We start from the raw sequence: 11,510 nt of genomic DNA on the forward strand, positions 1-11,510 counted from the left end.
GTAGTCGTCGCCGATGATCGGGATCTGGCGATCGGACAACGGCAGGTTGAGCATCTTGCCGATCAGGTGCGCGTAGCGCTCGTCTTCCGGATGCACGGCGACGGCGACGTCACCCAGCATGGTTTCCGGGCGGGTGGTGGCGACGACAAGTTCGCCCGAACCATCGGCGAGCGGATAGCGGATCGACCACATCGAACCGTCTTCTTCCTCGCTGACCACTTCGAGGTCGGAGATGGCGGTTTTCAGCACGGGGTCCCAGTTGAYCAGCTTCTGGCCACGGTAGATCAGGCCTTCCTCGTGCAGGCGCACGAAGGTCTCGACGACAGCCTTCGACGGGCCCGGATCCATGGTGAAGACTTCGCGGCTCCAGTCGCCCGAGACGCCCATGCGACGCATCTGGCGGCCGATGGTGTCGCCGGACTCGGCCTTCCATTCCCACACGCGGCTGATGAACGCGTCGCGGTCGAAGTCCGAGCGCTGCTTGCCTTCCGCGTTGAGCTGGCGGGTGACCACCATCTCCGTCGCGATACCGGCATGGTCGGTACCCAGCTGCCACAACGTGTCGAAGCCGCGCATGCGGTGGTAGCGGACCAGGGTGTCCATGATCGTGTGCTGGAACGCATGACCCATGTGCAGCGTGCCCGTGACGTTGGGCGGCGGCAGCATGATCGTGTAGGGGGTGCCCTTGCCCGACGGCTTGAAATAGCCGTTGGCCTCCCACTGGGCGTACCACTTCGACTCGATCGGGCTGGGCTCGAAACTCTTATCCATGCGTGGGCTCTCGGCTCGCGCCGCGAAGGGGCGCGCTTTGGAAGACGAAAAGACTGCCATTGTAGGCGATACTTGAGCGATGACTGCATCCGATGTGGCCGCGATCCTCGGCGCGGAGGGCCCGTTTGCCCGTGAAGTACCCGGTTTCGCGCCCCGCGAGGCGCAGGAGCGCATGGCCGGAGCGGTGGCCACGGCCATCGAGGACCGCGACGTCCTGATCGCCGAAGCCGGCACGGGCACGGGCAAGACCTTTGCCTACCTGGTCCCCGCCTTGATGTCGGGGCGCAAGGTCATTGTTTCCACCGGCACCAAGGCCCTGCAGGACCAGCTGTTCTTCCGCGACCTGCCGCGCGTGCACGCCGTGCTGGGCAGCCGCGCCAAGACCAGCCTGCTCAAGGGGCGGGCCAATTACCTGTGCCTGTACCGGCTCGATCAGGCTGTCCGCGAGGGCAACCCGGACCGCCAGCTGGTCGGCCAGCTCTCCGCCATCCGCGCCTGGTCGGCGCGCACCCGGCGAGGCGACCGCATGGAGATGATCGATATTCCGGAGGACTCTCCGGTATGGCCGCGCGTCACCTCAACGCCTGAGAATTGTCTGGGAACGGAGTGCCCGTTCTTCGAGGACTGCCATGTGGTCAAGGCCCGGCGCGAGGCCATGGAGGCCGACATCGTCGTGGTCAATCACCATCTGCTGATGGCCGATCTCGCGCTGAAGCAGGAAGGTTTCGGCGAAATTCTGCCGAGCGCCGATGCCTTCATCCTCGACGAAGCGCACCAGATTCCCGAGCTGGCCGGTCAGTTCTTCTCGCAGAGCGTCAGCGCGCGACAGATGTCGGACCTTGCCCAGGACGCGCTGGCCGAAGCGCAAGGCGTCACCGGCGCGACCAGCCAGCTGCTCGAACCGGTGGAAGTGGTCCAGGACCTGATCAAGCGCCTGCGCCTGGCTATGGATCCGCTGCCGTCGCGTGGTCCCTTCGGCGCGCTCGACCGCGACGAGGTGGTGCACGAACTTCTCGGCGAGCTGCGCGACGTCATGGCCGCGCTGTCAGATCTGCTTTCYTCCCTCGGCGAGCGCTCGCGCGGGCTGGCCAACGTGTTCGAACGGGCGCAGATGCTCAGTCTGCGCCTGGATCGCATTGCCGAAGAGCATTCCGCTTCCGACGTGCGCTGGTACGAAACCTGGCCCCGGGGCTTCGCCTTGCACGCGACGCCGCTGGATCTCGCCACGCCGCTGCGCGCGATGCGCATGGCGACGGATGCCGCGTGGATCCATACCTCGGCCACCCTTTCGATTGCCGGCGACTTCGCGCACTTCGCCCGCCAGCTCGGCATCGAAGACCCGCAGACGCTGCATGTCGAGAGTCCCTTCGACTACCAGCGGCAGGCGCTCGCTTATCTGCCGAAAGATCTCCCGGATCCCGCAGCGCGTGACTATACCGACCGCGTCATCGCGGCGATCCGCCCCGTGCTGGACGCCTCCGATGGCCGAGCGTTTCTCCTGTTCACCTCGCACCGTGCGCTGCGTCGTGCGGCGGAACTGCTGGAAGGTCGCGTGCCCTGGCCGTTGTTCGTGCAGGGCACGGCACCGCGACATCGCCTGCTCGAGGAATTCCGCGCGAGCGGCCGGGGGGTGTTGCTCGGTGCGGCAAGCTTCTGGGAAGGCGTGGATGTCGCCGGCGAAGCCCTGAGTGTGGTCGTCATCGACAAGCTTCCCTTCGCCATGCCGGACGATCCCGTGCTCCAGGCACGGCTCGAAGCGCTCGAAGAAGCCGGCATCAATCCCTTCATGGGCTGGCAGGTACCCACCGCCGTCATCGCGCTCAAGCAGGGTGCGGGGCGCCTGATCCGCGACGTGCACGATCGCGGCGTGTTGGTGCTGTGCGATCCGCGGCTCAGCACCAAAGGCTACGGACGGCTGTTTCTTGCCAGCCTGCCGCCGATGCCGCGCACGCGTGAGCTCGGCGACGTCACGGCGTTTTTCGCGCCGGTTCCCTCCCAGGCCTGATTCCTCCCGGACCTGGTCGACACCGTTTCGCCCCTCCTCGCCCGCACTTCGCCACGGCCGGCGCCGGTGGCGCACCCATGACCGGCCCAGCATCGTTCCCATCTATCAGGAAGGGAGAGACCGATGTTTCGCTGGATGCAATCGATTACCGCCAAGGTCCTTGGCATCGGGCTGCTCGCGCTGCTCATGTTGATTCCGCTGACGCAGGCCGATGGGCTGGTGCGCGAACGGCAGGCCATGCGAGATACCGCCGTCGGCCGCGTCGCGGATGGCTGGGGCGGACCGCAAGTGATCGGCGGCCTCGTGCTCGCCGTGCCGACGCAGCGGGAGACCCACGATGCCGCGGGCGCGGTTGCGAAGGTGGTCGACGGGACGGAAATCGTACTGGCCGATGACATGGACACGGTCGCCGATCTCACGGTCGACAAGCGTTCGTCCGGCATGTACGTGGTGCCGACGTACACAGGCGAGGTCAGCATCCGTGGTCATTTCCTTCCTGCCGATCTGCGGCGGTTTGCCACCGAAGCGGGGTCCACCTGGTTCACCGGCAAAGCGGAAGTCCGCGTGCTGATCGCCGATACGCGCGGACTGCAGGGCATTACCTCGGTCGTCGTCGATGGCCATGCGGTGCGGTTGTCGTCGTCCACCGCGCGCATGGGGCCTTACACGGTGCTGGCGGCGCCCATCATTATCGAGCCGGACCGCGAGGCGCCGGTCGAATTCGAACTCAAGCTCAGCGTCGCCGGCACGGAGTCTTTCTCGTCGCTGCCTCTGGCCCGTACGAACAGCGTACAGATGCGTTCGTCATGGCCTGATCCCAGCTTCACCGGTTCGCTGCTGCCCACCCGGCGCAGCGTGACGGCCACCGGCTTCGATGCCTCCTGGAAAATCCTCGACCTCAACCGTGCGTATGGCCAGCATTGGGACGCGGCAAACCAGGAGGTGGCTGAACGCCTCTCCCCCTCGGCCTTCGGCGTGAAGTTCTACCAGCCTGGTGGGGTGTACCAGCAGAACGATCGCGCCGGCAAATACGGCCTGCTGTTCATTGCGCTGACCTTCGTGGCCTTCTTCCTTTTCGAAGTACTGAAGGGCCTGCGTCTCCATCCCGTCCAATACCTGCTGGTCGGTGCGGCGATGACCAGCTTCTATGTCCTCCTGCTGGCGCTTTCTGAACAGATCGGATTCGGCCCGGCTTACGCCGTCGCCGCCGCGACGGTCGTGTTGATCGTGGGTGGCTACGCGATGGCGGCCTTGCGTGCGCGGACGGCCGGCCTGGCGCTTGGCGGCGTGCTCACCCTGGTTTACGCCATACTGTATGGCCTGATCGGCGCGGAACAGTACGCGCTCCTGATCGGTTCGGTCGTGCTCGTGGCAGTCATCGCGCTGCTGATGTACCTGACTCGCCGGATCGACTGGTACGCCCAGGGCGTGCCKCTCAACCCCACGTCGGAAACGCCATGAACTTCCTTGCCATCGAAACCTCCACGGAAGCCTGCTCGGTCGCCCTCGTCCATGGTGACGAGGTGATCGAGCGCAGTGAGATCRCGCCGCGCCGGCACGCCGAACTCGTTCTGCCGATGGCGGACGCCTTGCTCGCCGAAGCCGGTCTGAGCCGCACCTCGCTCCACGGCATCGCGGTCGGCCGCGGGCCCGGCGCGTTCACCGGGGTGCGTCTTGGTGTGTCGCTGGCCCAGGGCATGGCGATGGCTCTCGACGTGCCTGTCGTTACCGTCTCGTCGTTACAGGCGCTGGCGCTGGAAGCCCCCGAAGACGATGCCGCGATTCTTTCGGTCATCGATGCGCGCATGGGTGAGATCTATGTCGCCGCATGGCGCCGCGAAGACGATGGCAGCATCACGCTGATCGACCGCGAGCGGGTGGACACCGCTGCGGCGCTGATCTTGCCCGAGGCCACGGCATGGCACGTTGTCGGCACGGGCTGGGCAACCTACGAGGCGATTCTCCGGGAACGCATCGCCGCGCCGATCCGCTCGGCGGACGGTGCGCGCTTTCCGCAGGCGCGGCACGTTGCCGAAGTGGCGGCGCGGGCGTTCCGTGATGGCGAGGCTGTGGCGCCGGAACTGGCTTTGCCGGTGTATCTGAGGGATAAGGTGGCGCTGACGTTGGTGGAGCAGGGACGGGCTTGAACGACCGCCTACAACCTTCGGGCTATGGTGGATGTCACCGTTTGGTTTTAGCGTGCGGGTACCGGTGCGAATGAATCGTCGCCGGGTGCCAGGGATAGCCACCAGGACGAAAGGAGATCGTCATGAAKGGTTCCAACACGCGCAAGCAGGGCGAGAGCGACGCGTCCTTCGGCAACGGTGGGAAAACCGAACTCAAGGTCGACGGTTATCACGTTGAGCCGGGCGGGAGTGAGCTCCTTCGCGCCATGCGGCGGACGACAGACGGACATATCATGCTGGCCATGGGCTGCATTCCAGCCCTGCGCGGGTGGCGATCCTGGTTGTCGAGGTTTCTCCCCCGTGTCATCCGCCCGTGGGCCAGCTGGCAGTATGGCCTGGCAAGGCTTACACCCACCGGCGAGTTCGATTCTTCGTTTGGCGAGCAGGGTGTCGTTATCGAGCCTCCGTTGCCTGAAGAGACCTTGCAGGGTGCCCAGCCGTTGCCGATGGCCGACGGCGCCACGGTGCTGGTGCTCAGGTCGCAGGCAAGCGATACGTGGATGCTCACGCGCAGGACAGATACCGGTGAACTCGACGCGGCATTCGGCATCAACGGCTACGTAAATCTGAACGGCATTCGCCCGCCCGCCGAGCCGGGGGTCGTCAAGGGGTTCGCGCTTCCCGCACAGGACGATGGCTTCTTCTTCGTCGGGACGACGAAGAATGTCGAAGGACGGTACGGCGGCATCGTGTTTCGCTTCGGCGCTTCAGGCCGGTTGGACCCGGTCTTTGCCGGCAAGGGTTACGCGCTGGTCGATGTTCCCCTGAACCCTCGCGGGCGGATCACGGATGCCGTACTTCAGGACGATGGAAAGATCGTTCTGAGCACGGCAACGTCCGGCGGAAATGCACGGATTCTGCGTCTGCTCCCGACAGGCCAGCCCGATCCCGCCTTCGGAACGAATGGCGAGTTCGTGGTCACCGGTGACAGCGCCGACCGGAACGAGATCGAGAAACTGGCCTGGTCGGGAGAAGCCGGTTTGTGGGGCGCCGGGACCATCATGACGCGTAGTCCCAAGGTCGGGTTGCTCGTCGCGTTGGACGACAAAGGACATGTCGCGCCGGGCTTCAATGGCGGCAAGCTGCTGGAGATTCACTACGGTGGCACAGGCGCCAAGGACGGTATCGCCATGCCCATTCACCTGCAGACTTCCAGCCATGGTGGCGTCGCGGTGATCGGAAGCCCCTATTACGACGGCACGATCGAGAGCAAGAAGGCGGTGATCGGGCGACACCTCCCGTCGGGCGCACTCGATCGCTCGTTCGGCGAGCCCGACGAAACCGGCACACCCAAGGGGTTCTACACCGTCACGTTCGATCGGAAGGGTTTCAATTTCATCTTCTTTGGCATCGATGTCACTGACGATCACCTGACCTTCGAACTACTCAGCGGTGACGGCGCGGGGAGCTCCAATCCGGACCGCGTGACGGTCGAACGCTTCCTCGCGACCTAGGTGTTGGGCAAGCACCCGTTCGCTGATGAATCGGTTCCTGCAGGCTTGGCGCTGCCTTCGGCAAAGGCCAGGCAGACGATGCCGGCAACGATGACGCCGGCGCCGGCGATCTGCGTGAGGGTGACCGGTTCGGAGAACACCCACCACGACAGCGCCATCGCGGTGACGACTTCCAGGTGCGACGCGGCGAACGCCGGGCCGATCGGTGCGTGCTTGAGCAGGCTCATCCAGGTGACGAAGGCGCCGATGTAGCCGGCGATCGCGCCGTAGACCCACGGGTGCGAGAACACGCGGAGCAGCCAGGCCGTGCTCATTTCCAGCGGCAGGGCATGTGCGCCGGCCGCCTTGAAGCAGAGCAGGTTGAGCGTGTCGAAGGCCAGCAGCAGCGTAAAACCAATGAGGTAGAAGCGCTTCACGAGCCGGCCCCGACGATGGCGACACCCGCCGCTACCAGCAGGATGCCGGTAACGCGCAAAGGAGTCAGGCGCTCATGGAAGAGGAATCGCCCTGCCACCATGATCGCGACGATGTTGATCGCGGCGAGCAGCACGCCTTCGGAAAGCGGCACCAGGGACAGGAAGGCGATCCAGACCATGAACACGGCCACATAGCAGCCGATGCCGATCCATATCCATGCCCGCCCAAGCATGTAGCGCCAGCGTGCCAGTCCATCGCCGGCGCGGTCGTCGACGGCGGCCGCCTTGAAGGCCAGTTGCCCACCGGTATCGAGCAGGACATAGGCGATCCACAGCGCCAGGGCCAGCCCATGCATCCGATCAGGCTGCCATGCGCGCAGGTCGTGCGTCGCGGGCGACGCGACTGAAGAAATCCGCCGTGCGCTCGATCAGCATGCGGCGCTCCCGGTCGATCGTGATCATGTGGTAGCTGTCGCCGAGCAGGAGCATTTCGATCGGTCCGCGAACACGACGCGCGACGAGGTCCGCATTGGCGACACTCGCGACATCGTCGTCCGCCGCATGCGCGACAAAACAGGGCGCGACGACATCGGGCAGGCGACGACGCACGTCGCGCGACAGTTCGACCATCTCGGCCAGGGCGTCCCAGGGATTGCCGGGGAGGCCGGCGGCTTCGCTATCGCCGGAGAACATCGCGGCGCTGACCTGCGCGCGCAGGCGCTCGTCGCGGATGCCGTAGGGGGGCTGCTCGATGAAAACGCGGTTCTTGCCGATGCCCAGGCGCTTGAACATCGGCAGCATGAACGAGAATCGGCCTGTCCAGGGAATCGACCAGCCGTCATAGCGGAAGGTAGCGCCGAACACGCCCACGCCATCGACCCAGTCGGGGCGAACGGCAGCCAGGCGCAGGGCGAGCAGGGCGCCCATCGACAGGCCGGCCACGAAGACGCGGTCGACCCGCCCGCGAAGTTCCTCCGCGGCGGCTTCGACGCTGGCGTACCAGTCTTCCCACGTCGTGGCGAGGAGGTCCTCCTCGGTGCCGCAATGGCCGGCCAGGCGCACGCCGACGACAGTGAAACCCGCGCGGTTCAAGCCCTTGCCAAGGATGCGCATTTCGGTGGGCGTGCCCGTCAGGCCGTGGATCAGCAGGACGCCGTCGCGCCCCCCTTCGAACCGGAATTCCGCGGTGCTGCTCACGCCGAAGCCTCGTAGCCTGGATTGCTCATGAAGAGCATGGTCTCAGTGCGTGGTTTCAGTTGGCTTTCCTGTCACGGCGGGGAAGCGGACCTCCACGCGCAGCCCGCCCGAGGCCGCGCGCAGGAAGGCGACCTGCGCCGCGTGGCGTTCGGCGATGCTCTCCACGATGGCCAGGCCCAGACCCGTCCCGTCCTCATCGCCGCCGGGGACGCGGAAGAACCGCTCGCCCAGCAGGGCAAGGAAGGCGTCGGCAACACCGGGACCGTCGTCCTCCACGGCGAGCACGAACTCATCCACGTGGCGGCCGAGCAGCACCGTGACGGTGCAGCCGCGACCGGCGTAGTGGAACGCGTTGTCGACGAGGTTGTCGATGATCTCCTGGACCTGGAGTGCGTCGCCGCGGACCAGGCAGGCGCCGTCGCCACCTTCGTAGCCGAGGTCCACGCCCAGGGCGAGCGCCTGGTGCACGCGCATGGCCACGGCCTCCGGTACCACCGTGGACAGGTCGATGACCTCCATGCCGTCGTGATCGGGCAGGTCTGGCGCCTGGGTGCGGGTGAGAGCAAGCAACTGCGCCGAGGTCCGGGCGGCGCGGGCAGCCAGGCGATGTACGTGGCCCAGGGCTTGGCTGCGTTGGGTGTCATCGGTGGCGCCGTCGAAAGATTCCACGTGCAACTGGATACCGGCCAACGGTGTCCGCAACTGGTGCGCGGCGTCGGCGATGAATCGCTCCTGCAGGCCGAGCATATTCCGCATGCGTGCAAACAGGTCATCGATGGTTCGGGTGAGCGGAAGGATCTCGATCGGCACATCTTCTTCGCCGATGGGGCCGAGGTCGTGCTCGCGCCGGCTCAGGCGTGCGGTCAGTGGATCCAGTACGCGCAGTCCGTGGCTCACGCCGAACCACACCAGGCACAGTACGGCCGCGATCAGCAGGGCCTGCATGGGCAGGGTCAGGAAGAGGATTTCGCGCGCCCGGGTATGCCGGTCGCGCAGGCTCTCGGCCACCGTGATGGTCAGGACATCTCCCGCTTCGTGGCGGTTGCTCACGCGCATGACCGCCGCGCGCAAAGGTTTGCGCCCCAGGGCCGTGTCGTAGAGCCGCGGCGGGCCATCGGCGGGCACGCTGCCTTCGGGGCCGGGGAGTTCGGCATTGCCGATCAGCCGGCCGTGCCGGTCGCTGAAAACCGTGTAGTAGTTGCGCCCGTCTGGATCGTATTCGAGCAGGAAGCGCGCCTGCGCGGTGAGTTCTCCGCGTAGCGCATCGTTGCCGATCATCTCGGACAGGGTCAGCGCCGAGTCGGAGAGATCCGAGTCGTGCACGCGGTTGGAGTAGGCCAGGGCGACGAAATAGCCGATCACCGCGTCGAGCAGGAGTACGCCGAGGACGGGTACCAGCAGGAAGGTGAGCAGGCGACGACGCAGGCTGGGCCGGGACGGACGGTACCCCGCGTGGCGACGCTCAGGCATCCGCGGATTCTTCGAGCAGGTAACCCAGGCCGCGGATGGTGCGAACGCTGGTACCTGAGCCCCCCAGCTTGCGGCGCAAGCGATGCAGGGCGATGTCCAGGCCGTTGTCGGTCAGGTCTTCGTCCCAGTTGCAAAGGGCTTCGACCAGTTGCGCGCGACTGGTGACCTTGTCGGCGCGGATGGCGAGCGCCTCGATCAGACCGAACTCGCGTGCCGTCAGGTCCAGCGGGACATCGCCGATCCACGCACGGTGACCGGGGATATCCAGGCGCAGGCGACCGATGCGGAACTCAGGCGTGCCATGACTGGTCCGCCGACGGAGCAGGGCGCGCACCCGTGCGTCGAACTCGGCTAATGCGAAGGGCTTGACGAGGTAATCGTCGGCGCCGAGGTCGAGTACGCGTACGCGCTCCTTCAGGCCCTCGCGTGCGGTGACCACCAGCACCGGAAGGACGGCGCCGCGCTTACGCGCGCGTGCAAGCACTTCGCTGCCATCGAGCATGGGCAAGCCCAGATCGAGCACCAGCAGGTCGTAGTCGTGATCGCGCAGGGCGTTATCGGCACTGGCGCCATCGGAAACATGGTCGACGGCGTGCCCCCCTTGTTCGAGGGAGGAACGCACGGCCGCGGCGATGGCGGCGTCGTCTTCGGCTAGGAGAATGCGCATGGTCGGGAAGGATACGCTTCGGAAGGGCGCGCACGCATGTTGTCACGGCAGGATTTCGGCAGCCGTTCACGTTGCTCCAATTGCGAACGATTCGCATTGTTGTTAACATCGGCCCGCTTTCCGACCACGGCTTCAGGGGCCCTCCCACGCATGCGCGACACCGTCGACCGGCACCGCCGCGCGTTCTGGCTCAAGCACCTGCACCGGTGGCACTGGATCAGTTCGGCTATCTCGCTGGTGGTGCTCCTGCTGTTCTCGGTCACCGGGTTCACGCTCAATCATGCCGCCCGTATCGAAGCCTCACCGCATGTCGAGCGACGCGTCGCGACGCTGCCCGCCGACCTGCTCACGCAGCTCGTCGCACGACGTCCGACATCCGCGCCCCTGCCGACGCCGGTGGCGGCCTTCGTCACCGGCAACACCGGCGCGCCGGTTGAAGGACGCCCGGGAGACTGGAGCGACGACGAGGTGGCTGTGTCGCTGCCGCGCCCCGGTGGCGATGGCTGGGTGAGCATCGACCGGGAAACCGGTGAGATTCAGTACGAGACCACCGACCGCGGCTGRCTCGCCTACGTCAACGACCTGCACAAGGGCCGCAACACCGGGCCGGTGTGGAGCTGGTTCATCGACATCTTCGCGCTCGCCTGTGTCGTCTTTGCGCTCACTGGCCTGCTCCTGCTGCAGATGCATGCCGGCCAGCGCCGCATGACCTGGCCCATGGTGGCCCTCGGTCTCGTGCTCCCGGTGGTCATCGCTCTCATCTTCATTCACTGACGGATCCGCCATGCGTCGTCTGCTTCCGATACTTCTGTGCGTCGCCGTGACGGCACCTGTCGCCGCCGCCGACCTGAATCTCACCGTAGAAATCCCCCAGCTGAAGGTGGCCGAATACCACCGCCCCTACGTCGCCGTCTGGCTTGAGCGTGAGGACCACAGCGTCGCCGCCAACCTGGCGGTCTGGTACGACATGAAGAAGGCCGATGGCGAAGGCACCAAATGGCTGAAAGACATGCGTCAGTGGTGGCGCCGTAGCGGCCGCGACCAGACCATGCCGATCGACGGCGTTTCGGGTGCGACGCGCCCGGCGGGCCAGCACCAGTTGCGCTTCATCGACGGCAAGCCGCCACTGGGCGCGCTCGCGCCTGGCCACTACGAGCTGGTGGTGGAAGCCGCGCGCGAGGTGGGTGGTCGCGAGGCACAGCGCATCGCCTTCGACTGGCCCGTGAAGGTGCCCACGCACTTGTCCGCCAAGGGCACGGACGAACTCGGCCAGATCAGTCTCGACCTCAATCCGTAACCGGAGTTATCCATGAAACATGTACTCGTTCGCGCCGCGTTCTGCGC

The 11,510-nt window shown here is 66.1% G+C and carries 12 protein-coding genes; 6 read left to right on the forward strand and 6 right to left on the reverse strand.

Going from position 1 to position 11,510, the window contains the following annotated elements; genetic code table 11:
- Positions 1 to 771, reverse strand: a 771-nt coding sequence (locus AC1DSN_RS11820; RefSeq protein ID WP_477330816.1) for a class I tRNA ligase family protein, incomplete at its 3' end; no start/stop codon positions are given.
- A 79-nt stretch (positions 772 to 850) separates the two neighbouring features.
- On the opposite strand from AC1DSN_RS11820, the gene AC1DSN_RS11825 reads away from it, so the two are divergent.
- From AC1DSN_RS11825 to AC1DSN_RS11840, 4 genes are all read left to right on the forward strand, one after another.
- The gene (locus AC1DSN_RS11825) at positions 851 to 2,776 is read left to right on the forward strand and encodes an ATP-dependent DNA helicase (protein WP_477296952.1); all 1,926 of its coding nucleotides are present in this window, start codon (positions 851 to 853) and stop codon (positions 2,774 to 2,776) included.
- A 123-nt stretch (positions 2,777 to 2,899) separates the two neighbouring features.
- Positions 2,900 to 4,237 carry a cell envelope integrity protein CreD gene (creD, locus tag AC1DSN_RS11830; RefSeq protein ID WP_477330818.1) on the forward strand — a complete coding sequence of 446 codons (1,338 nt, stop codon included), beginning with the start codon at positions 2,900 to 2,902 and terminating at the stop codon, positions 4,235 to 4,237.
- A complete protein-coding gene (tsaB, locus tag AC1DSN_RS11835; protein ID WP_477330820.1) occupies positions 4,234 to 4,923 on the forward strand; it encodes a tRNA (adenosine(37)-N6)-threonylcarbamoyltransferase complex dimerization subunit type 1 TsaB in 690 nt (229 codons plus the stop codon). The genes creD and tsaB overlap by 4 nt, the downstream gene beginning before the upstream one ends.
- Positions 4,924 to 5,045: 122 nt before the next feature.
- Positions 5,046 to 6,416 carry an NHL repeat-containing protein gene (locus tag AC1DSN_RS11840; RefSeq protein ID WP_477330822.1) on the forward strand — a complete coding sequence of 457 codons (1,371 nt, stop codon included), beginning with the start codon at positions 5,046 to 5,048 and terminating at the stop codon, positions 6,414 to 6,416.
- Here AC1DSN_RS11840 and AC1DSN_RS11845 read toward each other — a convergent pair.
- Genes AC1DSN_RS11845 through AC1DSN_RS11865 form a run of 5 tightly spaced genes read right to left on the reverse strand, consistent with a single transcriptional unit; the run spans position 6,413 to position 10,166 of the window.
- On the reverse strand, positions 6,413 to 6,832 hold the full coding sequence (locus AC1DSN_RS11845; protein WP_477295894.1) for a DMT family transporter: 420 nt from the start codon (positions 6,830 to 6,832) through the stop codon (positions 6,413 to 6,415). The two genes, AC1DSN_RS11840 and AC1DSN_RS11845, sit on opposite strands and share 4 nt — an antisense overlap.
- On the reverse strand, positions 6,829 to 7,188 hold the full coding sequence (locus AC1DSN_RS11850) for an EamA family transporter (protein ID WP_063572311.1): 360 nt from the start codon (positions 7,186 to 7,188) through the stop codon (positions 6,829 to 6,831). The genes AC1DSN_RS11845 and AC1DSN_RS11850 overlap by 4 nt, the downstream gene beginning before the upstream one ends.
- Positions 7,189 to 7,192: 4 nt before the next feature.
- Positions 7,193 to 8,029 carry an alpha/beta hydrolase gene (locus AC1DSN_RS11855; protein ID WP_063572312.1) on the reverse strand — a complete coding sequence of 279 codons (837 nt, stop codon included), beginning with the start codon at positions 8,027 to 8,029 and terminating at the stop codon, positions 7,193 to 7,195.
- Between the two features lie 42 nt (positions 8,030 to 8,071).
- Complete coding sequence (locus AC1DSN_RS11860; protein ID WP_213948671.1) at positions 8,072 to 9,499, reverse strand: sensor histidine kinase; 1,428 nt, start codon at positions 9,497 to 9,499, stop codon at positions 8,072 to 8,074.
- Positions 9,492 to 10,166 (reverse strand): response regulator, encoded by a 675-nt coding sequence (locus tag AC1DSN_RS11865; protein ID WP_477295896.1) that lies wholly within the window; start codon positions 10,164 to 10,166, stop codon positions 9,492 to 9,494. The genes AC1DSN_RS11860 and AC1DSN_RS11865 overlap by 8 nt, the downstream gene beginning before the upstream one ends.
- A 150-nt stretch (positions 10,167 to 10,316) precedes the next feature.
- On the opposite strand from AC1DSN_RS11865, the gene AC1DSN_RS11870 reads away from it, so the two are divergent.
- Positions 10,317 to 10,940, forward strand: coding sequence for a PepSY-associated TM helix domain-containing protein (locus AC1DSN_RS11870; RefSeq protein ID WP_477330825.1), 624 nt, complete (start codon positions 10,317 to 10,319; stop codon positions 10,938 to 10,940).
- Between the two features lie 10 nt (positions 10,941 to 10,950).
- Positions 10,951 to 11,463, forward strand: a complete 513-nt coding sequence (locus AC1DSN_RS11875) for a DUF2271 domain-containing protein (RefSeq protein WP_063573650.1) — start codon at positions 10,951 to 10,953, stop codon at positions 11,461 to 11,463.
- Positions 11,464 to 11,510 lie beyond the last annotated feature (47 nt).

The organism is Luteibacter sp. P4_D7_3 (genome assembly GCF_056401735.1).